Consider the following 23,189-nt stretch of genomic DNA (forward strand, 5'->3'; position numbering starts at 1 on the left):
GAATAGGGGTCGGGAAGGCAACTACTTGAGGCCCAAAAGCTCGGCCTCCCCCTTCATGGCATTAAGAACGAAGGCCATATGCTCGTCCAGGGTGAATCCGAGGTCTTCCGCACCCGTGACGATCTCTTCCCGGTTCACCCCCTTGGCGAAGGCCTTGTCCTTGAACTTCTTCTTGAGGCTTGGAAGCTCGAGGCCCAGGATGGAGCGGTCTGGCCGCACATAAACCGCGGCGGTGATGAGGCCGGTGAGCTCGTCCACGGCGAAGAGGGCCTTGGCCATGAGGGTCCTCCGGGGTACGCCCGTATAGGAGGCGTGGCCCAGGATGGCCTCCAAGACCTCCTCCGGGTAGCCCAGGCGCCTCAGCTCCTCCACCCCCCGGTAGGGGTGTTCGTCGGGGTACTTCTCGTAGTCCATATCGTGCAGGACTCCGGCCATGGCCCAAAGTTCCTCATCTCCCCCAAAGCGGCGGGCGTAGGCCCGCATGGCCACCTCCACCGCCCGCATGTGCCGCCTTAGGGACTCGCTTTCCGTCCAGGCCTCCATGAGGGCTAAGGCTTCCGCAAAGCTCGGCATGCCCTAAAGTATAGCCATGCGCCTAGGCTACGGGGAGGATAGCCACCGTCTTCTTAAGGGCAAGCCCCTCTACCTCTGCGGCCTCTTGATCCCAAGCCCCCACGGGGCCCTAGCCCACTCCGATGGGGATGCTCCCTTACACGCCCTCACCGACGCCCTGCTTTCCGCCTATGGCCTCGGGGATATCGGCCTCCTCTTCCCCGACACCGACCCCGCGTGGCGAGGCGCCAGCAGCGAGGTCTTTCTAAAGGAGGCCCTCCGCCTTGTGGAGGAAAGGGGGGGAAAGCTGATCCAGGTAAGCCTGGCCATCATCCTGGACCAGCCCAAGCTTTCCCCCTACCGGCAGGGCCTCCAGGAAAACCTTTCCCGGCTCCTCCGCCTACCCTTAGACCGCATTGGCCTCACTTTTAAAACCTCCGAAGGGCTGGCCCCAGAGCACGTCCAGGCCCGGGCGGTGGTCCTCCTGGAGGAATAGGCTTATTTTAGCTTGGCCAGCTCCTGCCGGGCCCTCTCCTGGTCGTAGCGGTCGGCGGCGGTCTTGGCGGGAAGGGAGAGGGCGGTTTCCAGCTGTTTTCTCGCCTCCTCCTTCTTGCCCCAGGCCGCCAGCACCTTGGCGTACTCCACCCGGTGGATGATGACCTCCGGTTCCAGTTCTATGGCTCTTTTCATCAGGGGTTCCACCCGGGAACCATCCGCCCCCTGGGTGGCCGCCACCAGCCAGCCCTTTTGCACCAGCTCAAAGTGCCATAGGGCCAAGGCCACCATGGCCCCAGCGTGGTCGGGTTTGAGCTTCAGGGTTTTCTCCAGATCGCCTTTGATCCTAGGGGCTAGGCCTTCCGCCAGGGCCTCGAGGATCCCCTTGAACTGGGAAAGCCGTCCTAAGGCCCGGGCCCGCTCAAAGTAACCCTCGGGAAAATCGGGAGCCTTAGCGATGGCTTGGGAGGCGGCCTTCTCCGCCTTCTCAAACCAGGCCCGCTTCTCCTCGGGCTTGGCCTGGTAAAGGGCGTAGAAGCTGGCTCCCTTGGCGGCTAAGGCCAGGGCCTCGGGGGTACCCTGCTTTAAGCCCAGCTCATAGGCCTCCTGAAACCGCCCCGCATCCAGCAAGGCCGCCACCTGCGGCGCCTGGGCCAGGCCCAAGGCAAGGGCCGCCACCAAAAGAAAGGGTATCCAGTGTTTCACGGGTCTCACCCGCTGGGATTATACCGGGTCTAAAGCCTGCCCGGCGTAAACTGGAAGGCATGAGGCTTATCCTGGGATTGTTGCTCCTGGGCCTCCCCGCATGGGCCCAGGGAGCCGAGGATTATTTCACCCGTTGCCAGCGGCTTTTCCAACAAGGAGCCCTGGAAAGCGCCCAGGCCACCTGCGAACTGGCCCTTAAAAGCGACCCCGAACACCGGCCAAGCCTTCTTCTCCTTACCCGCATCCATCTGGAAAGGGGGGACCTTGGGCAGGCGGAAAGCTACCTGGGGCAACTGGGCGACGAACCGGAGACCCAGCTCCTTCGCGCCCGGATCCTCCTGCAAAAAGGCCAGGCCGCGGAGGTCCTCAAGCTTTCCCTGCCTCCAGGACCCGAGGCCAACCTGCTAAAGGCCCAGGCCCTCAAGGCCCTTCGCCGGTACGAGGAGGCCTTGGGGTTCGCCCAGAACCTACCCCCCACCCCCGAAGCCCGGCTATTCCTGGCCCAGCTCTACCTAGCCCTGGGACATCCCCAGGAGGGTCTAAAGGTCCTGGGCCCTACCCTGGGGGAAAGGCTGGAAAGGGGACGCCTCCTCTTTCTTTCGGGCAAACCCCAAGAGGCCATCCCCCTTTTGGAGGGGCTTCTCCCTGAGCTTTCCGCCCAGCCCCGGATGCAAAGCGAGGCCCTTTCCCTCCTGGTCCTGGCTTACCTGGGGCAGGGCCAGCTTTCCCGAGGGCAGGCCGCCTTAAGGCAGCTGGCCACCCTGGAAAACCTCCCCGCCCGCTTCCTGGCCAGGGCCTGGCCGTGGCTTCTCGTCTTTTTGCTCTTTTTGCTCCTCGTGCTCCTGGGAGAAAGCCGCATCGAACCCCTGCGCACCCTCGAGGTGGTGGAGGACCCCTTGCCGGGGCCGGGAAGCCTTTACCTCACCCTCCTGGGTAGCCTCCTCCTCTCCCTTTTGTTGGCCGCCTTGCTGGGAAAGACCCTGTTCGCCAACGCCCTAGCCCTTTTCACCCCCTACCAGAAGGACCTCCTCCTCCCCAACCTTTACCTCATCTATGGTCTTCTCCTCTTCGCAAGCCTTTTGCTGGTAAAGGGGTTCCGCCAGCGCCTCCCTAACCTGCTCGGTTCCTGGTCCACCTGGATTGAAGGGTTCTGGGTGGGGCCGGCCTTGGTCCTTCTCCTCTTCCTCTATGGCTGGATCCGGGAAGCCCTGGAGCTTGGCACCCTGCCCCTAAACCTCCTGGCCTTCCTGGGCCTGGCCCTCATGGAGCCCTTTTTCCGAGGCCTCGTTCCCCTGGTCCTCAGGGAGCGGTACAAGGACCTCCACCCCTACCTGGCAGCCCTTCTCTTCGCCCTGGCCGTGCCCGGGCCCACCTTCCTCCTTATCCTCCTGGGGGCTGGGCTCCTTTGGGCTAAGGAGCGGGCGGAGGGCACCTTGGGACTAGCCCTGGGCTGGGTGGTGGCGGGGGTGATCCTGGCCCTCTTCCCCGCCCCCTGGCTTCGGGCCTTTTAAGGCCACCCCGGCTTGGTCGGGTCGGGAATCCCTCAAGAATATGCGTCCCATCTTCTTCCTCTCCGACTTTGGCCTCGAGGACCCCTACGTGGGGGTGGTGAAGGCGGTTCTCTGGGAAAAGGCCCCCGGGGTGCCCGTCCTGGACCTGTCCCACGCCCTTCCTCCTCAGGACCTGCGCCGGGCGGCCTATGCCCTCTTTGAGGCTGTGCCCTATCTGCCCGAAGGCGGGGTGATCCTGGCGGTGGTGGACCCCGGGGTGGGCACAAGGAGGCGGGCCATCGCCGCTTTGGGAAGGCGCCTTTACGTGGGGCCCGACAACGGCCTTTTCACCCTGGCCTGGCTCCTGGACCCACCCATCCGAGCCCATGAGATCGCCCGCATCTCCCCCCCAAGCCCCAAGGGCATCCTCCCCCTGCCAGGCTGGGCCCCGGGGGGCCACACCTTCCACGGCCGCGACCTCTTCGCCCCCGCCGCGGCCCACCTGGCCATGGGGCTGGCTCCGGAAGGGCTCGGACCGGAGGTGCCCGTACGGGACCTGGTGCGCCTCCCCCTCTCCCTTACCCCAGGACCCCAAGGGGAGGTCCTCACCTTTGACCGCTTTGGCAACGCCATCACCACCCTTCTCAGGGCCCCCCTAGGGGGGTTTGTGGAGGTGGCGGGGAAGAGGATCCCCATCCGCAAGACCTTTGCCGACGTGGAAAAAGGCGAGGCCGTGGCCTACCTGGGAAGCGCCGGGCTTTTGGAGATCGGCATCAACGGAGGGAGCGCCCAGGAGGCCCTGGGGCTAAGGGAGGGGACGCCCGTGGTCATGGCTCCTCCACCCAGCGCCCCACCTCCTCCAGAAGGTCCAAGGCGGTGAAGTCCAGGCTCACCGGGGTGATGGAGATGTACCCCCGCCGCACCGCATGGAGATCCGTGCCCTCCTCCTCCTCCCCCACCGGGGTGCCGGCGATCCAGTAATAGGGCTTCCCCTCGGGGTCCAGACGTTCCACCACCGTGTCCTCCCAGTGGTGGGTGGAAAGCCGGGTGACCATGAGGCCCTTGGGCACCCCCGCGGGAAAGTTCACGTTGAGAAGAACTCCCTTAGGAAGCCCCTTTTGTAGCACCAGGCGGGCGATCTTTACCGCCCATTCCGCCGCCAAGGAAAAGTTCAACTCCTCCCCCGAGGTATCCAGGCTGAAGGCGATGGAGGGAATGCCCAAGGATGTACCCTCCAAGGCAGCGGCCACCGTGCCCGAATGGGTGAGGTCCAAGCCCAGGTTCACCCCGATGTTGATGCCGGAGACCAAAAGGTCAGGCCGGCCTAGAAGGTGCACTCCCAATACCACGCAGTCGGCGGGGGTGCCGTCCACCCGGTAGGCGGGGATCTCCCCAAAGCCGGCGCTGGCGGTGTGTTTGAAGCGCAAAGGGCGCCTTACGGTGATGCCATGGCCCACCGCGGACTGCTCCACATCGGGGGCCACCACATACACCTGGCCCAGCTCCCGCATGGCCAGGCCCAAGGCCTTGATTCCGGGAGAGAAGATGCCGTCGTCGTTGGAAACCAGGATGCGCATACCCCAAGCCTAAAACAAAAAGGCCCCCGAAGGGGCCTTCTGGACGGAGGAATCTTCTAGAGGCGGCGGACCTTCTTGGCCTGGGGGCCCTTGCCGCCCCGGCCGGGCTCCACCTCAAACTCCACCCGGTCCCCTTCGTTCAGGCTGCGGAAACCCTCAGCCTCAATGGCCGTAAAGTGCACAAACACATCCGGACCCTCTTCCTGTTGGATGAACCCGTAACCCTTTTCCGCGTTGAACCACTTAACCGTACCCTTCTTCATGCTTCTCCTTCATCCCTCAAACCCATCTGGTTTTCCAGGGACTCCTTACTATCCCACGGCCAGGTCAAAAAGTCAAGCCCCAAAACCGCGAGGGGCCTTGGGGCTTGGAAAACCCCTCGAGGCTTAGTGGTGATGCCCGCCCTCGTGCACGTGGCCGTGGAGGATCTCCTCCGGGGTGGCTTCGCGTACCCTCACCACCTCCACCTCAAAGTCCAGGTCCTTGCCCGCCAAGGGGTGGTTGAAGTCAATGGTGACCTCCTCCCCCTGGACCTCCACCACGGTAAGGGGCATGGGGTTCCCCTCCATGTCCTGGGCGTAGAACTGGGCCCCAGGCACCACCTCCGCATCCTCGGGGAAGGCGGAGAGGGGCACCACCTGCACCCCTTCGGGATCGCGGGGGCCATAGGCCTTTTCCGCGGGCACGCTAGCCCGGAAGCTCTCCCCTTCCATGCGGCCTTCCAGCTCCTCCTCGAGGCCCCGGATCAGGTTGCCGTGCCCGTGCAGATAGGAAAGTTCCCCCTGGTCCAGCACCTCCCCCTCCACCTGGAGGGTGTAACGGATGGTTACCACCTTATCTTGTTCAACCTTCATGGTCACCCTTTCGCAAGCCGAGCTTGCTCCTTCTAGCCTAGCAGACCTCTTTCCCCCAGGAAAGATGCCCGGCTCTTTTCCTGTACCCAAGGGGCCTTTCCCCTTCTTGCCAAAGGCTATAGTGGGGGTATGCGGGTGGAAGCCATCATCGGCAAAACTCCCACGGTGCAGCTTTTTAAGGTGGTGGAGCCGGAAATGGCCGAAGTCTGGGTGAAGCTGGAAGGACAAAACCCCGGAGGGTCCATCAAGGACCGCCCCGCCTGGTACATGATCCGGGATGCCGAGGAAAAGGGTCTCCTCCGCCCCGGTTCGGGCCAGGTCATCGTGGAGCCCACCAGCGGGAACACGGGGATCGGCCTGGCCATGATCGCCGCCAGCCGCGGCTACCGCCTGATCCTCACCATGCCCGCCCAGATGTCCGAGGAAAGGAAGCGGGTCCTCAAGGCCTTTGGAGCGGAGCTGGTCCTCACCGACCCCAGCCGCAGGATGCTGGCCGCCCGGGAGGAGGCCTTGCGCCTTAAGGAGGAGCTTGGGGCCTTCATGCCCGACCAGTTCGCCAACCCCGCCAACGTGCGCGCCCATTACGAAACCACGGGACCGGAGCTCTTTGCCGCATTAGGAGGACGTATAGACGCCTTCGTCTACGGCTCGGGCACCGGGGGGACCATCACCGGGGTGGGGCGGTACTTGAAGGAGAGGCTCCCCGGGGTGAAGGTGATCGCCGTGGAGCCCGCCCGCTCCAACGTCCTCTCCGGGGGCAAGATGGGGCAACACCAGTTCCAGGGCATGGGCCCGGGCTTCATCCCGGAAAACCTGGACCTTTCCCTTCTGGATGGGGTCATCCAGGTCTGGGAGGAGGATGCCTTCCCCCTGGCCCGGCGCCTGGCCAAGGAGGAGGGGCTTTTCCTGGGGATGAGCTCCGGGGGCATCCTCTGGGCGGCCCTGGAGGTGGCCCGGGAGCTAGGCCCTGGCAAAAGGGTAGCCTGCATCAGCCCCGATGGGGGCTGGAAGTACCTCTCTACCCTCCTCTACGCCGAACCCTAGCGGCGCAGCACCTGGGCGTCCTTGGGGTAGCGCTTGAGGTCCTGGGGGCGCAAAGGGGTCCGCTTGAACTCCACCACCCTAAGGTCCGCCAGAACCTTCCCCGCCTCATCCCGGAAGAGGAAGCGCACGGGCCTAGGGTCCGCCTTCAAGATGTAAAGCTCCAGGCTAGCGAAGCCCTGGCCCTCCTGGGCCTGGCCCACAAGTTTCCAGGCCATGCCCTCCGGCAGGCGCTCCTCCCCCACAAGGCGCAGGCTCACCCGCTGGGAAAGGGCCACGAGGTCCCCAAGGCCTTGAGGGCTAAACCCCAAGCCCTGCACCTGGGCCTTCTCCTTGGGGCTGATGACGAGCTGGTTGGTGAGGTAGAGGTAGTTCCAGACCTCTTTTTCCGTGATCACGGTGAAGTTGCCCTCCAAGGAGCCAGGCTTTTGAAACTCTATGCGGAAAAGGTTCTCCTTGGGGATGGCCAGGACCCGGGCCCGGAGCTCCTCCCGGCCCGCAGGCCCCTGGATCTCGCCCTGCACCACCGCCTGCCAGGGGTCTTGCAGGTTCTTCTCCACCCGGTCCAGGATCTCGCCCACGGACTGGGCCAAGGCCGTCGCCAGCACCAACAGGATTCCCCAGGACATCGCCTTCATGGCCACCTCCAGGCATACCGGACCCAGGCGTAAGGGGCTTCCCTGTACCCTCCTTCCAAGCCCAGGTCCCCAAGCCACACCCCGAGGCTAGCCGCCCAGGGATAGGAAAGGGTGAGGAAAAGGCTAGCCTCCCCTAAGTAAAGCCCGGCCTCCAGGCGGTTTAGCCCCCCCAGGCGCAAGGAGAGGTCCAGGACCTCCATCCCCTCCCCTACTTCCCCCTTCCAGCCCAAAAGGAGGTAGGGAAGGCCGGAAACACCCGCCCCCAAGGTGTAGGTGGCCCCCTCCCTCAGGGCGTAGCTCACCTCGGCCCGGGAGTTCTCGCCCCCTTCCCAAAGAAACCCCATCACCTCCTTGGGCACCAGCCGGTAGCGCAAGGAGAGCCGGCCGAACACCCCCTCCTCGGGGAACAGGGGGAAAAGCCCCTTCGGGCGGTAGCCGAGCCGCACCGCTAGGGCCAAGGGGCCGGCGCCCCCTTCGGCAAAGGCCATTCCCCCAAGCCCCCCCGTTCCTGCCTCGGTTTGCAGGCCATAGGCCAGATACCCTAAGGGTCCCAAGGCCAGGCTGGAGGAAAAGCCCAAGGCCCCACGGGTTTCCTGTCCCAGTTGGAGCCTGAGGAAGGCCTCTCCGGGCTCCAGGGTGAAACCCGCTTCCAGGGTAGAGGCCAAGGCCCCAGGGACTCCATAGACCCCGGCCTCGAGGCGCCCCTGGGCCAGGGCCAAGCCCAGGAACACCACCCCAACCCACCAAGCCTGCCCCATAGCATCACCCCTATGAACTTCGGGAATCCTCCCTGAGAGGAGCCCTCGCCCTCTCCGAAGAGGGTCCCGTTTCCGCACCTTATCCCCCCTTTCCCAGATGGGTCAAGGGACAGGGCCGCGGACCATGGCATAATCAACTTGGGAGGCAACCATGAACCTACTAGACCGTCTAAGCCGCCTCATCCGGGCCAACCTCAGCGACCTTCTGCGCCGGGCCGAGGACCCGGAGAAGATCATCAACCAGGCCCTGGAGGACATGAAAGGGGCCTTAAGGGAGGCCCGGGAAGGGGTGGCCGCCGCCATGGCCGAGGGCAAGCGCCTGGAACGGGAGGTGGAAAGCCACCTTAAGGAAGCCTCCCTTTGGGAGGAAAAGGCCAAGGAGGCCCTTAAGGCCGGCCGCGAGGACCTGGCCAAGGAGGCCCTTAGGCGCAGGAAAAGGGCTTTGGACCTGGCCGAGGGCTTCAAACAGCAGGCGGAGGAGCAAAGGGCCCTTATTGAGCGCCTCATGACCCAGCTCAAGGCCCTGGAGGCCAAAATAGACGAGGCGGAGGCCCGCAAGAAACTCCTCCTCGCCCGCAAGAAGGGGGTGGAGGCCGCCGAAGCCGTGCGGCGCATGGAGTCCCGGCTGGATCAGCACCCGGCCCTCGAGGCCTTTGAGGAAATGGAGGCCCGCATCCTGGCCATGGAGGACCGGCACGAGGCCCTTAAGGAGCTGGACGGCCAGGACCTGGACAAGGAGCTCGCCGCCCTATCCGCTGACAGGGAGGTGGAGGAAGAACTCCTTCGCCTCAAGCGGGAACTGGGCCAGGCCTAGGCCGCATACCCCCAATACTCCCCCTAGACCCTCCCCGCTTGGGCCCTTTGCGGAAGCGCCCTATAGGCCATGCTTAGACTGAGGCAAAAAGTGTGGGCCGGCCCACGGGACCTAAGGGGTAAACTCCCTATCATGAGGCGGAACCTTATGGCCCTTGCCCTCCTCCTTTCCGCCTGCGTCCCCCAGGCTACCCCACAGGAGGCCCGCCCTCTCCTGAAGGAAACGGGCTTTTACCCCGCCACCACGGGGCTGGAGTGGGTGTATGTGCCCGAGGGGGAAGCCCTTTCCGCCCCGCCCTACCGGGTGCGGGCGGAAGGCCCGGCCCTTTATGAGGGGCAGGAGGCCTTACGCTACCGAAGCTTTGGCCGGGGGGAGGATAGGGTCTACTACCGGCAGGTGGGGGCCTTTGGCGTGCGGCTTTTAGGCTTCCAGGACCCTTCGGCCCGGGTGGTCTTCACCCCGCCCATCCTGGAGTACCCGCCGGAAGCCCTCCTGAGCCCGGGCTACCGCTGGGGGGGTAAGGTGACGGTGCGGGTGGAACTCCTCACCCCTGGGGGGCGGGAGCCCTTGGCCCAAGGCGGCCTGGGCTACTCCATGGAGGTGCTGGAGGAGCGGGAGGTACGCCTGCCCGCGGGGGTCTTCCGGGTGTACCGGATCCGTCAGGTGTATCAGGATGAGCGCGGCCAGGATGCGCGGGAGGTCTGGTTCGTTCCCCGGGTGGGGGAGGTGCGCACCCGGGAAGGCCGCATCCTGGTGGAGAAGAACTTCTAGGGGGAAAGATGGTACTGGACAAGGTGAATAGCCCTGAGGACCTTAAGGGTCTGAGCCTCGAGGAGCTCCTGGAGCTGGCCGAGGAGATCCGTAGCGAGATCATCCGGGTCACGGCGCAAAACGGCGGCCACCTGGCAAGCTCCTTGGGAGCGGTGGAACTCATCCTGGCCCTGCACCGAGTCTTCCAGTCCCCAAAGGACCGCATCCTTTTTGACGTGGGCCACCAGGCCTACGCCCACAAGCTGGTCACCGGGCGTAAGGACCGCTTCCACACCCTGAGGCAGGAAGGGGGGCTTTCCGGTTTCACCAAGGTCTCCGAGTCGGAGCACGACGCCATCACCGCCGGCCACGCCAGCACCTCCTTGGCCAACGCCCTGGGCATGGCCATCGCCCGGGACCTAAAGGGGGAGGACTACCACGTGGTGGCGGTGATTGGGGACGGGGCCCTTACTGGGGGGATGGCCCTGGCTGCCCTCAACAAGATCGGGGAGCTGGGCAAGAGGATGCTCATCGTTCTGAACGACAACGAGATGAGCATCTCGGAAAACGTGGGGGCCCTCAACAAGTACTTCAAGGAGCTACAGATCAGAAAGTGGGTGCAGGACGCTGAGAAGCTGGGCCGGAGCATCCTAGAACAGATCTCCCCTAGGCTCTTCAGCCTGGTGGACCGGGCCAAGGAGGCGGCCAAGCTCATCCTCCATCAGGAAAACCCCTTTTATGCTTGGGGCATCCGCTACGTGGGCCCCGTGGATGGCCACGACCTTAAGGGGCTCATCCACATCCTGGAACACTTGAAGGAGCTGGAGGGCCCCACCCTCCTCCACGTGGTCACCAAGAAGGGCAAGGGCTACAAGGTGGCGGAGGCCGACCCCATCTACTGGCATGGGCCTTCCGGCTTTGACCCCCTTAGGCCGGAAAAGGTCTCCAAAGGCTACTCCTGGAGCCAGGCCTTCGGGGATGCGGTCACGGAGCTGGCCCACCTGGAACCCCGCCTCTTTGTCCTCACCCCGGCCATGCGGGAGGGCTCGGGGCTGGTGCGCTACTCCTTGGAGCACCCCGAGCGCTACCTGGACGTGGGCATCTGCGAGGACGTGGCGGTGACGGTGGCGGCAGGCATGGCCTTAAGGGGCCTAAAGCCCATCGTGGCCATCTACTCCACCTTCCTGCAACGGGCCTACGACCAGGTGATCCACGACGTGGCCATAGAAGGCCTTCCCGTCATCTTCGCCATAGACCGGGCCGGGCTGGTGGGGGCGGATGGGGCCACCCACCACGGGGTCTTTGACATCGCCTACCTGCGCACCATCCCCAACCTGCAAATCGCCGCTCCCAAGGACGCCTTGGAGCTCAGGGCCATGCTGAAAAAGGCCCTGGAGATCGGGGGCCCAGTGGCCATCCGTTACCCCCGGGACAATGTGGAGCGGGTTCCCGAGGGCAGCTGGCCGGAGATGGCCTGGGGCCGGTGGGAGGTGCTCAAGGAGGGCACCGAGGTTTACATCCTGGCCTTTGGCAAGACCTTGCGGTACGCCCTCGAGGCCGCCCAAGACGACCCCCGGATTGGGGTGGTGAACGCCCGCTTCCTCAAGCCCCTGGACCGGGAGATGCTAAAGGCGCTTGCCCGCTACAAGCTCCTCACCGTGGAGGACCACCAGGGGATGGGGGGGTTTGGCAGCGCGGTCCTCGAGGCCCTTAACGAGATGGGCTTAAAGCCCGAGGTGAAGGTCCTAGCCCTTCCCGACCGCTTCTTTGAACATGGTCCTATCCCGAGCCTCCACCGCCAGGCGGGCATAGACGCCCGGGGCATCCGGGAAGCCTTGGCCGAGATGGGCATCCTTCCCCTCCATGAGCGGGCCTGAGACCTTGCGCTTTGCCGCCAACCTCTATCGCCTTCCCGCAGAAGGGGGGTATTTCCTGGTGGATGCCGGGCTCCCTTGGGAGGCGGGAAGACTTCTTAGACTTCTCCAGGAACCCCCCAGGCTCCTTTTCCTCACCCACCACCACCTGGACCACGCGGGCGGCGCCCGGGCCCTTTGGGCAAGGTTTGGCCTTCCCATCCTGGCCCATCCCCGGGAGTGGCCGTATCTCCTTAAGGAAAAGCCCAGGCCCCCCTTGCCCATCCCCTTCTTGGGCTCCTGGTTGGCCAACCTGGCCCCACCCCTTCCCCGGGAGGCCTTAAGGCCGGTGGAGGAAGGGGAGGAGATCCTGGGGTGGAGGGTGGTGGCGCTTCCCGGCCACACCCTAGGGCAGGTGGGGCTTTTCCGGGATGGCCTCCTCCTCGCCGGAGACGCCTTAAGGGGCCACGGCCTTCCCCCCCGGTTCATCAACGAGGATCACGCCTTGGCCAAAAGGACGGTGCGCAAAATCCTGGACCTGGGGGCGGAGAAGGTCTATGTGGGCCATGGTAAACCCCTCTCCCGGAAGGAAGTGGAGGCCTTGGCCCTTAGACTAGGGGTATGAAAAGGCTTTTAGCCCTCGTTCTCCTAAGCCTTTCCACCCTGGCCCAGGAGGTGGTGGTCTACCCGGGCTTTGCGGAGATTAAAGAACCTGTGGTCCTTCCCCCTGGGGCCTGGGTCTACCTGGGCGGGGAGAGGCTTACCCGGGTGGTACCGGGGTCGTTCAGGCTTCTCGGCGTGGAAGAGATAGAGCGCGTCTACCAAGGCGGAGCGGTCCTCTTCCGCTACCAAGGAGAGGGCCCCGCCACCTTGCGCTACCTCTACACCGGGCTTTCCGGGGAGGTCTTCTACACCCTGGAAGGGGCCACCCTCACCCTCTGGGCCCGGCTTAGGCTGGAGGGAGGGCCCATGGAGGCCAGAAAGCTCACCCTTCTCGCGGGGGAGGCCCCCCTGCTGGGCTTGGCCGAGGCCAAGGGCCTACCCATGCGGGCTCTTGCGGAGGCCGCTCCTTTAGGGGAAAGCCCTTTTGGCCTCTTCCGCTATGGGCTCCCAGCCAGAAGGCTAGAACCTGGGACCACGGAGATCCCCGCCCTCAAGGCCCGGGTGGACCCCAGCCGGCTTCTTCGCTATCAGGGGCCTTTTCGCACGGACAGGTTTTTGGCCCTGGAACGGGGCTACCGCTTCAAGGCCCCCTTCCCCCTGGCGCCGGGGACTTTGGAGGTGGTGGAGGAAGGCTTCTTCCTGGGGCAGGCCGTGCTTCCCGCTACCCCTGAGGGGGAGGTGGCAGAGGTGTGGCTGGGACGGGACCTGGAGGGCCGGCTGGAACGGACGGTGAGCCTGCTGGGCCAAAGCGAAAAAGAAGCCACCTACCGGGTGGAAACCCGCTTCAAAAACCCCTACCCCTACCCCATCACCCTCCTCCTCTCGGAAACCTTCCCCCAGCCCTTCCGCCTGGACTTCCCCGGGGCCAGCCTCCTTCCCCAGGGGTACCGCCTGGAACTGGCCTTGAAACCCCAGGAAACCCGCACCCTCACCTACCGCCTCACCCTCCCCCGCTAGGGACATCTGCCCCCGCCTCGAGGGCCCATGCTTTGGACATGAAACCCGACCTGCACCGCTTCCCCCTCCTGGTGGCCTGGGAAATGACCCGGGCCTGCCTTCTCGCCTGCCAGCACTGCCGGGCGTCGGCGGTACCCGACCCCTTGCCCGGGGAGCTCACCACCGAGGAGGGATTAAGGCTCTTGGAGGAGCTGGCCAGCTACACCCCGAAGCCCATCCTCCTGCCCACGGGGGGTGACCCTTTGGCCCGGCCCGACCTGTTTCTCCTCCTGGAGGAGGCCAAACGCCTGGGCCTCAAGGTGGGCATCACCCCCGCCGTCACCCCCCGGCTCACCCGGGAGGTGGTGGCCCGCTTCAAGGAGCTTTCCGTCCACCAGATGGCCATCTCCCTGGACGGGGCCACACCGGAAAGCCACGATGGCTTCCGGGGCGTTCCCGGCACCTTTGCCCGGGCCCTTAAGGCCCTGGAATGGGCCCGGGAGGTGGGCCTCATGACCCAAGTGAACACCACCGTGACCCGGAGGACCAAGGGGGAACTCACCGGCATCGCCGAGATCCTGGCGGCGAAAGGGGTGGCCACCTGGGAGGTGTTCTTCCTGGTTCCTGTGGGCCGGGGAGCGCTTCTAGAGCAGCTTTCCCCCCAAGAATACGAGGAGGTGATGCACCTTCTTTACGACCTTTCCCGCCGCTACCCCTTTAAGGTGCGCACCACGGAAGGCCCCATGTTCCGCCGGGTGGCCCTGGAGCGCCGGAGACGGGAAGGGGGTGAGGACGGGGCCTTGGTGGGGGAGGGCCGGGGGGTGCACCTCTCCGACGGCTTTGGTTTCGTTTTCGTTTCCTCCACGGGGGAGGTCTACCCCTCCGGTTTCCTGCCCCTTTCCGCTGGGAATGTGCGGGAGAAGCCCCTTCTGGAGATCTACCGGCATAGCCCCCTCTTCCTGGAGCTTCGCAACAAAGCCCTCCTTAAGGGCAAGTGCGGGGTCTGCGAGTACCGGGAGGTTTGCGGGGGAAGCCGGGCCCGCGCCTGGGCGGAAACCGGGGACCACCTGGCCTCGGACCCCCGGTGCGCCCACCTCCCCAAAGGCCTAGGACAAATGCCCCTGGCCTAAGGAAGGGAAGTTCCCTATCATGGAACCATGAAGCGCGGGCTTATTCTGTTGGTATTTTTGGGTTCCCTAGCCCTGGCGCAAAGCCCTGGGGCCAAGCTCTATTCCGCCAACTGCCAAAGTTGCCACCTGGCCAATGGGCAGGGGGTTCCCGGAGCCTTCCCTCCCCTCACCCATCTGGACAAGGTGGTCCAGGCTAAGGGGGGCCGGGAATACCTGATCCGGGTAGTCCTCTACGGCCTCCAAGGAAGCCTGACGGTGGAGGGAAAGACCTATAACGGGGTCATGCCCCCCTTCCGCCAGCTTAAGGACCCGGAGGTGGCTAATCTCTTGAACTACATCCTCACCACCTTTGCCAAATCCAAGGCCAAGCCCATCAGCCCCGAGGAGGTGAAGGCGCAAAGGGCCAAGGCCAGGTCCCCCCAGGAGGTCCTCAAGTCCCGTCCCCCGGTCAAGTAGACCGGCGTACTCCCTCCCCCCGGGGCCTTTAGGCCCCGGGCCACCTTTTCCCACCCCAGAAGTGGGGATAATGGATTTGTCGTGGAGCCTGGGTTCCACCTTTTCTACGCAAGGCGCCTGGCTTGGCGCTACCGGTTCCTCTTGGCCATCCCCTTGGCCCTCCTTGGCCTTTTGCACCCCTTTTTCGCCTTGGCCTCCCTCCTGCCCTTTCTGCTTCCCGCCCGGCTTTGGGAAGGGCGGGCGCTACGGGAAATCGCCCGGGCCAGCCTGGCCTATCCCACCGCCTTGGCCTATGGGGAGGAGCGGCTTTGGCAGGAGGCCCGCAAGGTGCAGATCCCCCTTCCCCCCTTTCCCCTGGGCTTGCTCGTCGGCTACCTGGTCCTCCTGGCCTTGGCCCTGGCCTCGTGGGCGGGGTTTCCCCCCAGGGAAGCCCACCCCTTCGGGTTCGTTCCCGGACTCGAGCGCCCTGCAACCCCCCAGGACTCCCCGGATAGGGGTAAACCGGCCGAAGGGCCTGGGTCCTCACCCGGGAAGACCACCCCAGCCCCGGATTCCCCAGGAAACCCCCAAGGGACGGAAACCGGCCAGAGCCAACCCGCCCCAACCCCCCAAGATGGCCAAGCCCCAGGGCCTAGCCCCCAGGAACCTTCCCTGACCCCGCCCGAGGCTTCCCCTCAGGCCCCAGGGGAGGGGGGAACTCCAGCGCCCACAGACGGGCAAGGGGGATCGAGGACCAGTCCGGGCCTTTCCCAGCAGGAACCGGGAAAGCCTCAGGGGGCGGGCACCCCCACCCCGGGCACCTCAGGGCCTTCCCCAAAGGTGGAGGCTCCCGTCCCTTTGCCCTTTCCCGAGGCCACCGGTCAGAGGGAAGGGCTCTTGGGACCAGGCCGCGAGGGAAGCGGCCAGGACCTTCCCTCCCCTTGGGGGGAAGGGCGTCCGCCCGAGGAGGTGCGCCGAGGGGTAGAGGTGTACCTGGAGCGCACCCCCCTGCCGCCCGAAGCCCGGGAGCTCCTAAAGCGCTATTTCAGCGGGCCTTAAGCCGGTTTAGGGCCTCGGCCACGCTGACCGGCCCCACCTCCAGGCGCTCCGCCATGGGGAAGGCCCCCATGGACCCCCCGTGGCCAAAACGGGCCCCCACCCGCAGGTCCACATCCCCAAGAAGCTCCCGCATGAGCTCGTGCTTCCTGCCGCCTTCCATGGCGGCGTAAGGGTTTTCCCGGACCTCGAGGAGGTGCGCCTCCCCTCCCTGCCCAAGCTCGTAAATGGCAAAGCGAGGGGCATGCCCAAAGGGGCCCGGGTACACCTTCTGGTCATCGTTTTTGGCTAGGGCGATGGCCACGCGCATGGCCCAAGTATACACCCCTGGGGTATTATGGGGTCCCGGACCGCCGCCACTCCCCGCTCTTCCCCCCTGCCTTGTAGAGAAGCTGCACCCGGGAGATGACGAGCCCCTTGGAGGCCGCCTTCAGCATGTCGTAAACCGTGAGGGCCGCCACGGCGCAGGCGGTGAGGGCCTCCATCTCCACCCCGGTCTCCGCCTTGGTGCGCACCGTGGCCTCTATGCGTACCCTTTTGGCCTCCTTTTCCAGCTCCACCCTCACCTCCACCCCGGTGAGGGGCAAGGGGTGGCAGAGGGGGATGAGTTCCGAGGTCCTCTTGGCCCCCATGATGCCCGCAAGCTGGGCCACCATCAGGGGATCCCCCTTCCCCACCCCGCCCCCTTCCAAGGCGGCCAGGGCCTCCTCCGTGAGCTCCACGTAGGCCTCGGCGGTGGCGGTGCGGAAGGTGGCCGCTTTCGCCGTCACGTCCACCATGTGGGGCTTCCCGTCCTTGAAGTGGGTCAGGTCCATACCCCCAGTCTAGGGCCTACCCCCCAAAACCCATACCGCTCACAAAGCGCAGGATGGGTTCCCGCATGAAGTAAACGAAGAGGAGAACCAGAAGCTGTAGCCCGATGAAGGGAATACCCCCCAGGTAGATATCCGCGGTCTTTACTTCCTTGGGGGCCACATTCCGCAAGTAGAAGAGGGCGAAGCCGAAGGGTGGGGTGAGGAAGGAGGTCTGCAGGTTCACCCCCACCAGGAGGCCGAACCAGAGCTTGTCTATGTTCAAGGCCTCGGCCCCGATGGCCAAAAGGGGCAAGGCGATGAAGGCGATCTCAAAGAAGTCTATGAAGAAGCCCAGCAGGAACACCAGCACCATCACGAAAAGGATGAACCCCACCTCGCCCCCCGGGAGGCCCGTGAGGAAGCCCTCCACCCAAAGGTCCCCATCCACCCCCCGGAAGACCAGGCTGAAGAGGGTGGAACCGATGAGGATGAAGATGACGAAGGCCGTGAGCTTGGCCGTGCCCTCCATGGCCCCGTAGAGGACCTTAAAGGAAAGCCTCCTGTTCAAAGCCGCCAGGATCAAAGCCCCCACCACCCCCATGGCCCCGGCCTCGGTGGGGGTAGCCAGGCCGATGAGCACGGTGCCCAAGACCAGGAAGATGAGGACCAGGGGGGGCACCATGGAAAGAAGGGCCCTTCTGAGAAGGGGGTTTTTCCGGATCCAAGGAAGGAGCACCAGGGACCAGACCCCCAAGGCCAGGAGGACCTCCAGCCACTCCGCCCAGGCAGGCAAAAAGCGCCCTACGGCATAGGCCCCCACCCCCACGAGCAGGTAGGAGAGCAAGGCAAAGGCCGCCTGGGCTTCCTTGCCGGCATCGGGGCGGGCCTCGAGGGGAAGGGCTGGGGCCCATGTGGGACGGAAAAGGGCCACGTAGATCACGTAAAGAAAGTAAAGGCCCACGGTGAGCCCAGCGGGAATCAGGGCCGCCTTGTACATATCCCCCACGGAAACCCCAAGCTGGTCCGAAAGCACGATGAGGACCACGCTGGGGGGGATGATCTGGGCCAGGGTGGCCGAGCCCAGGATAACCCCGCTAGCTAGCCGGGGGTTATATCCGTACTTGAGCATGATGGGCAAGGAGATAAGGCCCATGGCCATGACGCTGGCGGCCACCACACCCGTGGTGGCCGCCAGGATGGCCCCCACAAAGACCACGCTTAGGGCCAAGCCCCCCCTAAGGGGCCCGAAGAGCTTCCCCATGGTGTCCAGAAGGTCTTCGGCCAGGCCGCTTTTCTCCAGGATGATCCCCATGAAGGTGAAGAAGGGAACGGCCAGGAGGAGCTGGTTGGACATGATGCCGAAGATCCGGTCGGGCATGGCCTTCAGGAGGGGGGCAGGAAAGATATCCAAGGCTATGCCCAAAAAGCCAAACACGATGCCCACCGCCCCCAAGGAGAAGGCCACAGGGTAGCCGGAGAGCAAGAACACCACCAAGGCCAAAAACATCAGGGGGGGCATGAGGCTTTCCAGGTTCATTCCAGCACCTCCCGTTCCTCCTCTTGGAGTTGCAGATGCCCCGTGAGGTAGGCGAGGCGCTTGATGAGCTCAGAAATGCCCTGCAGGGCCAGCAGGGCAAACCCCAAGGGCAGGGCCAGCTTGATGGGCCAGCGGGGAAGACCGCCCACGTCGGGGGACATCTCCCTCCCCAGGAAGGAGCTCTGGGCCCAAGGCCAGGAGAGGTAGATCACCCCCACGGCCATGGGCAGGAGGAAAAACACCGTCCCCACCACGTCAATCCAAGCCTGGGTGCGCCTGGAGAAGCGACCAAAGACGAGGTCAATGCGCACGTGGGCGTTGTGCTTCAAGGCGTAGGCCCCGCCCAGGAGGAAGATGAGGCTGAACATGTACCACTGGGCCTCGAGGTAGGCGTTGGAACTGTAGCTGAAGCCGTAGCGCATAATGGCGTTACCCGCGGAAAGGAGGGCCACCAAAAGCACCAGCCACACGGTTACCTTTCCCACCACCTCGGTAAGGGCATCTATGGCTCTAGAAAGACCTAGGAGAAGCCGCATTCCCAACCCCCCTTGAAACCCGCCCCATCCTACAAAGAGACGCTAGCCTGGTCAACGCCGGGCCCACTTACCGCACCCGCCGAATGGGGGCCACCAGAAAGGCCCCCAGGAGGAAGAGGGCCCCTGCGAGAGAAAAGAGCACCAGGTAACCAAGACCCTCTTCCCGGGCATTCAGGAGGTCCAAGGGGCGGCCAAAGGCCCCTGCCAGCACCTGGGGCACCACGATGGAGGTCTGCCACAGGCCCATGTCGGTGGCGTGGGCCTCGGGGTCGCGAAGCACATCCGCCACCAAGGCCCAGTCCACCGCCAGGTAGACCCCATAGAAAAGGCCAAAGAAGAGGGATAAGAAAAGCATGACCTCATAGCGGGGAAAAAGGAGGATGAAGGGCATCAATAGGCCCAGGCCAACCCCCGAAAGGTAAATGAGGGGCTTGCGCCCGAGCCGGTCCGAAGCCCAGCCCGCAGGGATGCTGGCCAAAGCGGCCCCCAAGGAGATGAGGAGGCCCAAAAGGGCCACCGCCTGGAAGGGCTCCTGGGTGAGGGCCCGCCCTAGGGCGTGGAAAGTCCGCACCACGTCCGCCAGGTAATACTGGAGATAGGTCTGGGCCAGGTAAAACCCCAGCATCACCAGGAAGCGGGTGAGGTAGACCAAAAGAAAGTCCCGATCCGTCCAGGGCCTGGCCATGGCGGCCCAAAAGGGCCTGGGGTTGGCCTTTAGGGGTTGGTCGGGGATGACCCGCAGGCTTAAGCCCGCCCCCGCCAAGTTCAGGAGGGCCGCCAGGTACGCCTGAAAGGCCAAGGGGAAAAGGAAGCCCACCGCACCCCCGAGGATCTGGCCGGAAACCTGCAACAGCCCCATGTACCCCGAGGCGGCACCCCGTTCCCTTCGGGGGACCAGGTCGGGGATGAGGGCGGAATAGGGGCCCGTGGCCAGGTCATCCGCCACCTGCAAAAGCAGGTAGGCCAGGAGAAGCCAGAGGTAGCTGGGCGCATGGACCAAAAGGAGGAGGGCCAAGGCGGTGAGAAGGCTTCCCGAAAGGAGAAAGGGCTTCCTCCGCCCCAGGCGATCCGAGAAGTAGCCCATGACGGGGGGGCCCAATATGGCCATCACCGCCCCCAGGGCGAAGAGAAACCCCAGCCTCGAGGCCTTCTCCTCGGGAGGGGAAAGCTCCGCCACCTTGGCGGGCAGGATCACCAGGAGGACCAGGAACCACTTGAAGCTGGTGGCGAACCAGTAGGCGGAAAGGGAAAGGAGCCAGCCAGGCCCATGGCGCATGGGCCTCACCTTACCAGAGGGTAGCCTCGGGAACCACCAGAAGGGGCATAGAGCTTTGGCTGGAGAGCACCTCCACCATGCGCCCAAGCCGGTGGCGCCAGGTGCTCTTGGCCTTGGAACCCAGCACCAGAAGATCGGCCTCCCGGGCCTGGGCCAGCCGCATCAGGTCCAGCTCCTCCTCCCCCTTGCTGACCTCCACCACCCCGGAGGCCTGCAGGAGAGCCTCCAGGTGGGTCTTGGCCCTCTCCAAAACCTGGGCCAGGGCCAGGCCCCTGGGGTCCAGGTAGGTGGGGAAGCAACACCCCCCTTCCCCGCTCACCAGGTGCAGGGCAAACACCTCTGCCCCTAAGGCCTTCCCCCAGGCCTCGGCCACCCTAAAGGCGCTGAGGCTTGCGGGGCTTTCGTCCAGGCCCACGGCAATGCGTCGCACCTGGGTTAGGGCCTTGGGCAGAAGCAGCATCGGCACCTCCCCCCGGTGCAAGAGGTAGCGGGCAAGCCCCCCCCGGGCCAGGACCTCGAGGGCCCCCGTCCCCCGCTGCCCAAGGATGACCAACCGGCTTTTCAACGCCTCCCCCGCCACCACCTGAGCAGGAAAACCCCGGAGCACCCGGGCCCTAAGCCCAGTGGCAGCCAGGGCCTTTTGCGCCTCCACCTCCACCAGGCCTAGGGTTTCCTCCAACCTGGGCTTTAGGTGGGGAAGCCGACGGGCAAGGGCCTCAAAGTAAGGGGTGGGTACCACGTGGAGCAGCTCCGCGGGGATGCCGAGCCCCTCCTGAAGAAAACGGGCGCTGTCCACCACCACCTCCAACTCCTCTCCCAGGTCCACCGCAGCCAACAGGCGCATGCTTCACCCCCTGGCCCCAATATAATCCTTGCGTGCTTTGGCTTCGCGACCGCACCCTGGACCTCTCCCGCCCCCGGGTCATGGGCATCCTCAACCTCACCCCCGATTCCTTTTCCGATGGCGGCCTCTACCTGGATCCGGAAAGGGCCCTGGAAAGGGCCAAGACCCTGGTGGCGGAGGGAGCGGATCTCCTGGACCTGGGGGCCGAGTCCACCCGGCCCGGGGCGGAGCCCGTACCCCTGGAAGAGGAAAAAAGGCGGCTTCTTCCGGTTTTGGAAGCGGTCCTGGAGCTGGGGGTGCCGGTGAGCGTGGACACCCGCAAGCCCGAGGTGGCGGCGGAGGCCCTACGGCTAGGCGCCCACCTCATCAACGACGTCACGGGCCTCCGGGACGAGCGCATGGTGGCCCTTTGCGCCCGGTTTGGCGTGGCCGCGGTGGTCATGCACATGCCCGTGCCCGATCCCAAGGCCATGATGGCCTATGCCCGTTATGGGGATGTGGTGGCCGAGGTAAAGGCTTTTCTGAAGGCCCAGGCGGAAAAGGCCCTAAGGGCCGGGGTTCCCCAGGTGGTCCTGGACCCAGGCTTTGGCTTTGGGAAACTTTTGGAACACAACCTCGCCCTCCTCAAACGCCTGGAGGAAATCGTGGCCCTGGGCCATCCCGTTTTGGTGGGGCTTTCCCGCAAGCGGAGCATCGGGGAGCTTACGGGGGTGGAGGAGCCCGCAAAAAGGGTCTTTGGTTCTGTGGCCGCCCACCTCTTTGCCGCCATGAAGGGGGCCAGGATCCTTCGCGTCCACGACGTGGCCGCCCACCGGGAGGCCCTGGCTGTTTGGCATGCCCTTTGGGGGTAGACGTGGGAGAGATCGCCCTTTTGGGTCTGGAGTTCTATGGCCGGCATGGGGTAAAGCCCGAGGAAGGTCGCTTGGGGGCCCGTTTCGTGGTGGACCTCTGGCTGAGGGTACCCTTTGAGGGCAAGGGGGACCGGCTAGAGGAAACCGTAGACTATGCCGCCGTCTATGCCCTGGTGGAGGAGGCGGTGCGCCACCGGCGGTTTTACCTCATAGAGGCCCTGGCGGACCACCTGGCGGAGGAGCTCTTAAAGGCTTTCCCCCGCCTCGAGGCGGTCCGGGTCCGGGTGCACAAACCCCACGCTCCCATCCCTGGGGTCTTCCGCGACGTGTACGCGGAAACGGAAAAAATACGTCCCTAAGGGTTCTTTTGTCCCTCATCTTGCGCTCATGGGAAAACCGTGATAGGATAGCCCCGCCCAAAAGGGCTACGTGTGGTGTATATCCCTTCCCCCACTGCTCCATAGGAGCGGTGGGCTATAAACTTTCTCACCCGCCTGGGCTAAACTGAAAGAGCCCGTAAAGGGGCGGGAGTATTATGGAAAGGGTAGCGATATTTATCGACGGCTCCAACCTGTATAAAGGGTTGGTGCAACACCTAGGATCGGATTATCGGCTAAACTTTGTGGAGTTCATTACCCTTCTGACCGCCGGACGCAAGCTCCTCCGCGCCTACTACTACAACGCCCCCCTACCCCCGGAAGACCCCGCCGCCAAGGCCCACCAGAGCTTTCTCAACTACCTGAAGCGGGTGCCCTATGTGGCCGTGCGCCTGGGCCGGCTGGAAAGGCGGGCCGAGGGGTTCGTGGAAAAAGGGGTGGACATCCAGATCGCCATTGACATCCTGCGCCTGGCCTATGCCGACGCCTACGACGTGGCGGTTTTGGTCTCCGGAGACGGGGATTTCGCCGAGGTGGTCAGGGTGGTCCAGGATATGGGCAAGCAGGTGGAGAACACCACCTTCCACGCCCTTTCCTCCCACCGCCTAGCCCAACAGGCAGACCGTTTTTATCCCCTGGACGACTTCCCCTGGGAACGCCTAAGGGCGCCAAGCCTCCCTTCCGCCCCGGAAAGCGGTGAATAAACCTGGGCCTCAGGTTATGCCACCCCACCCTGACGCAAGCCAAGGTAGGGTGGCATTAGGCATCACGCTTCCCTAGGGCCCAGCCTAAAGCCCGGGTAGGGATGGGTCTAAAGAAGCTCCTCCGAACGAAAGAAAAGGGCGATTTCCCGCTCGGCATCCTCGAGGTTCGCCGAGCCGTGGATCACGTTCTCGTCAATGGTGGTGGCGAAGTCCCCACGGATGGTGCCCGGAAGGGCGTCCTTGGGGTGGGTGGCCCCCATCATCTTCCGTACCTCGGCCACCACGTTGGGCCCTTCCAGGACCATGGCTACCACAGGGCCCGAGGTGATGAAGCTCACCAACCCAGGAAAGAAGGGTTTCTCCCGGTGCTCGGCGTAATGCCTTTCCGCCAGCTCCTGGGAGATCTGGACAAGCTTGAGCCCCACGATGCGAAAGCCTTTCCGCTCAAAGCGGGCAAGGATCTCCCCCACCAAACCCCTGCGCACGCCATCGGGTTTCACCATGACAAAGGTCCGCTCCATAC

29 protein-coding genes are annotated in these 23,189 nt (G+C 64.7%); 15 read left to right on the top strand and 14 right to left on the bottom strand.

Translation table 11 applies throughout. The annotated features are described in order from the left end of the window. Nucleotides 1–21: 21 nt before the first annotated feature. A complete protein-coding gene (locus L0D18_RS05775; protein WP_243027932.1) occupies nt 22–573 on the bottom strand; it encodes an HD domain-containing protein in 552 nt (183 codons plus the stop codon). A gap of 16 nt (nt 574–589) precedes the next feature. Between L0D18_RS05775 and ispF the strand changes: the two genes are divergently transcribed. Further along, nucleotides 590–1,048 carry a 2-C-methyl-D-erythritol 2,4-cyclodiphosphate synthase gene (ispF, locus tag L0D18_RS05780; protein WP_243027933.1) on the top strand — a complete coding sequence of 153 codons (459 nt, stop codon included), beginning with the start codon at nt 590–592 and terminating at the stop codon, nt 1,046–1,048. Nucleotides 1,049–1,050: 2 nt separating this feature from the next. On the opposite strand, the gene L0D18_RS05785 is transcribed toward ispF, so the two are convergent. Then, nucleotides 1,051–1,761 (bottom strand): tetratricopeptide repeat protein, encoded by a 711-nt coding sequence (locus tag L0D18_RS05785; RefSeq protein ID WP_423247896.1) that lies wholly within the window; start codon nt 1,759–1,761, stop codon nt 1,051–1,053. Nucleotides 1,762–1,811: 50 nt separating this feature from the next. Here L0D18_RS05785 and L0D18_RS05790 point away from each other — a divergent pair, with 50 nt between their 5' ends. Both L0D18_RS05790 and L0D18_RS05795 read left to right on the top strand, forming a co-directional pair. Further along, complete coding sequence (locus L0D18_RS05790) at nt 1,812–3,263, top strand: tetratricopeptide repeat protein (RefSeq protein ID WP_243027934.1); 1,452 nt, start codon at nt 1,812–1,814, stop codon at nt 3,261–3,263. Between the two features lie 40 nt (nt 3,264–3,303). After that, nucleotides 3,304–4,122: an SAM hydrolase/SAM-dependent halogenase family protein gene (locus tag L0D18_RS05795; protein WP_243027935.1), complete on the top strand. Its 819-nt coding sequence runs from the start codon at nt 3,304–3,306 to the stop codon at nt 4,120–4,122. Here the strand turns inward: L0D18_RS05795 and surE are convergent. From surE to L0D18_RS05810, 3 genes are all read right to left on the bottom strand, one after another. Next, nucleotides 4,070–4,819 carry a 5'/3'-nucleotidase SurE gene (surE, locus tag L0D18_RS05800; RefSeq protein WP_243027936.1) on the bottom strand — a complete coding sequence of 250 codons (750 nt, stop codon included), beginning with the start codon at nt 4,817–4,819 and terminating at the stop codon, nt 4,070–4,072. The genes L0D18_RS05795 and surE overlap by 53 nt on opposite strands. 56 nt (nt 4,820–4,875) lie before the next feature. Then, the gene (locus L0D18_RS05805) at nt 4,876–5,082 is read right to left on the bottom strand and encodes a cold-shock protein (protein WP_114313109.1); all 207 of its coding nucleotides are present in this window, start codon (nt 5,080–5,082) and stop codon (nt 4,876–4,878) included. Nucleotides 5,083–5,205: 123 nt separating this feature from the next. Further along, nucleotides 5,206–5,673 (bottom strand): FKBP-type peptidyl-prolyl cis-trans isomerase, encoded by a 468-nt coding sequence (locus tag L0D18_RS05810; RefSeq protein WP_243027937.1) that lies wholly within the window; start codon nt 5,671–5,673, stop codon nt 5,206–5,208. A 129-nt stretch (nt 5,674–5,802) separates the two neighbouring features. Between L0D18_RS05810 and cysK the strand changes: the two genes are divergently transcribed. Continuing rightward, nucleotides 5,803–6,717, top strand: a complete 915-nt coding sequence (gene cysK, locus L0D18_RS05815; RefSeq protein ID WP_243027938.1) for a cysteine synthase A — start codon at nt 5,803–5,805, stop codon at nt 6,715–6,717. Here cysK and L0D18_RS05820 read toward each other — a convergent pair. Both L0D18_RS05820 and L0D18_RS05825 read right to left on the bottom strand, forming a co-directional pair. Next, a complete protein-coding gene (locus L0D18_RS05820; protein WP_243027939.1) occupies nt 6,714–7,352 on the bottom strand; it encodes an outer membrane lipoprotein carrier protein LolA in 639 nt (212 codons plus the stop codon). The two genes, cysK and L0D18_RS05820, sit on opposite strands and share 4 nt — an antisense overlap. Continuing rightward, nucleotides 7,349–8,110 (bottom strand): hypothetical protein, encoded by a 762-nt coding sequence (locus tag L0D18_RS05825; RefSeq protein ID WP_243027940.1) that lies wholly within the window; start codon nt 8,108–8,110, stop codon nt 7,349–7,351. The genes L0D18_RS05820 and L0D18_RS05825 overlap by 4 nt, the downstream gene beginning before the upstream one ends. 151 nt (nt 8,111–8,261) lie before the next feature. On the opposite strand from L0D18_RS05825, the gene L0D18_RS05830 reads away from it, so the two are divergent. From L0D18_RS05830 to L0D18_RS05865, 8 genes are all read left to right on the top strand, one after another. Beyond that, entirely contained in the window at nt 8,262–8,924 is a 663-nt protein-coding gene (locus tag L0D18_RS05830; RefSeq protein WP_243027941.1) for a PspA/IM30 family protein, read from the top strand. A 132-nt stretch (nt 8,925–9,056) separates the two neighbouring features. Then, nucleotides 9,057–9,695 (top strand): hypothetical protein, encoded by a 639-nt coding sequence (locus L0D18_RS05835; protein WP_243027942.1) that lies wholly within the window; start codon nt 9,057–9,059, stop codon nt 9,693–9,695. 8 nt (nt 9,696–9,703) lie between these two features. Continuing rightward, nucleotides 9,704–11,551, top strand: coding sequence for a 1-deoxy-D-xylulose-5-phosphate synthase (gene dxs, locus L0D18_RS05840; protein ID WP_243027943.1), 1,848 nt, complete (start codon nt 9,704–9,706; stop codon nt 11,549–11,551). Then, nucleotides 11,538–12,152 (top strand): MBL fold metallo-hydrolase, encoded by a 615-nt coding sequence (locus L0D18_RS05845; protein ID WP_243027944.1) that lies wholly within the window; start codon nt 11,538–11,540, stop codon nt 12,150–12,152. Before dxs ends, L0D18_RS05845 begins: the two co-directional genes overlap by 14 nt. Beyond that, nucleotides 12,149–13,147 (top strand): DUF4139 domain-containing protein, encoded by a 999-nt coding sequence (locus tag L0D18_RS05850; RefSeq protein WP_243027945.1) that lies wholly within the window; start codon nt 12,149–12,151, stop codon nt 13,145–13,147. Before L0D18_RS05845 ends, L0D18_RS05850 begins: the two co-directional genes overlap by 4 nt. Nucleotides 13,148–13,185: 38 nt before the next feature. Beyond that, nucleotides 13,186–14,256 (top strand): TIGR04053 family radical SAM/SPASM domain-containing protein, encoded by a 1,071-nt coding sequence (locus L0D18_RS05855; RefSeq protein WP_243027946.1) that lies wholly within the window; start codon nt 13,186–13,188, stop codon nt 14,254–14,256. Between the two features lie 27 nt (nt 14,257–14,283). Then, nucleotides 14,284–14,712 (top strand): c-type cytochrome, encoded by a 429-nt coding sequence (locus L0D18_RS05860; protein WP_243027947.1) that lies wholly within the window; start codon nt 14,284–14,286, stop codon nt 14,710–14,712. An 81-nt stretch (nt 14,713–14,793) separates the two neighbouring features. Further along, nucleotides 14,794–15,750, top strand: a complete 957-nt coding sequence (locus tag L0D18_RS05865; RefSeq protein ID WP_243027948.1) for a hypothetical protein — start codon at nt 14,794–14,796, stop codon at nt 15,748–15,750. Here the strand turns inward: L0D18_RS05865 and L0D18_RS05870 are convergent. The 6 genes from L0D18_RS05870 to L0D18_RS05895 all read right to left on the bottom strand — a co-directional run bounded on the left by L0D18_RS05870 (nt 15,737) and on the right by L0D18_RS05895 (nt 20,734). Next, nucleotides 15,737–16,057 (bottom strand): NifB/NifX family molybdenum-iron cluster-binding protein, encoded by a 321-nt coding sequence (locus L0D18_RS05870; RefSeq protein WP_243027949.1) that lies wholly within the window; start codon nt 16,055–16,057, stop codon nt 15,737–15,739. The genes L0D18_RS05865 and L0D18_RS05870 overlap by 14 nt on opposite strands. Before the next feature lie 25 nt (nt 16,058–16,082). Then, complete coding sequence (gene moaC, locus L0D18_RS05875; protein WP_243027950.1) at nt 16,083–16,562, bottom strand: cyclic pyranopterin monophosphate synthase MoaC; 480 nt, start codon at nt 16,560–16,562, stop codon at nt 16,083–16,085. A 16-nt stretch (nt 16,563–16,578) separates the two neighbouring features. Further along, on the bottom strand, nt 16,579–18,078 hold the full coding sequence (locus L0D18_RS05880) for a TRAP transporter large permease (protein ID WP_243027951.1): 1,500 nt from the start codon (nt 18,076–18,078) through the stop codon (nt 16,579–16,581). Beyond that, nucleotides 18,075–18,614, bottom strand: coding sequence for a TRAP transporter small permease subunit (locus L0D18_RS05885; RefSeq protein ID WP_243027952.1), 540 nt, complete (start codon nt 18,612–18,614; stop codon nt 18,075–18,077). Before L0D18_RS05885 ends, L0D18_RS05880 begins: the two co-directional genes overlap by 4 nt. A gap of 67 nt (nt 18,615–18,681) precedes the next feature. Beyond that, nucleotides 18,682–19,890, bottom strand: a complete 1,209-nt coding sequence (locus tag L0D18_RS05890; RefSeq protein ID WP_243028087.1) for an MFS transporter — start codon at nt 19,888–19,890, stop codon at nt 18,682–18,684. Between the two features lie 10 nt (nt 19,891–19,900). Continuing rightward, the gene (locus L0D18_RS05895; RefSeq protein ID WP_243027953.1) at nt 19,901–20,734 is read right to left on the bottom strand and encodes a universal stress protein; all 834 of its coding nucleotides are present in this window, start codon (nt 20,732–20,734) and stop codon (nt 19,901–19,903) included. A gap of 32 nt (nt 20,735–20,766) precedes the next feature. Between L0D18_RS05895 and folP the strand changes: the two genes are divergently transcribed. The 3 genes from folP (at nt 20,767) to L0D18_RS05910 (ending at nt 22,666) form a co-directional block, all read left to right on the top strand. Further along, nucleotides 20,767–21,585 (top strand): dihydropteroate synthase, encoded by an 819-nt coding sequence (folP, locus tag L0D18_RS05900; protein WP_243027954.1) that lies wholly within the window; start codon nt 20,767–20,769, stop codon nt 21,583–21,585. Between the two features lie 2 nt (nt 21,586–21,587). Next, nucleotides 21,588–21,944 carry a dihydroneopterin aldolase gene (gene folB, locus L0D18_RS05905; protein ID WP_243027955.1) on the top strand — a complete coding sequence of 119 codons (357 nt, stop codon included), beginning with the start codon at nt 21,588–21,590 and terminating at the stop codon, nt 21,942–21,944. A gap of 176 nt (nt 21,945–22,120) precedes the next feature. Continuing rightward, entirely contained in the window at nt 22,121–22,666 is a 546-nt protein-coding gene (locus tag L0D18_RS05910) for a LabA-like NYN domain-containing protein (protein WP_243027956.1), read from the top strand. 107 nt (nt 22,667–22,773) lie between these two features. Here the strand turns inward: L0D18_RS05910 and ndk are convergent, their stop codons facing one another. Beyond that, nucleotides 22,774–23,187, bottom strand: a complete 414-nt coding sequence (gene ndk, locus L0D18_RS05915; protein WP_243027957.1) for a nucleoside-diphosphate kinase — start codon at nt 23,185–23,187, stop codon at nt 22,774–22,776. Nucleotides 23,188–23,189 lie beyond the last annotated feature (2 nt).

The organism is Thermus albus (assembly GCF_022760855.1).
Classification (GTDB): Bacteria; Deinococcota; Deinococci; order Deinococcales; family Thermaceae; genus Thermus; species Thermus albus.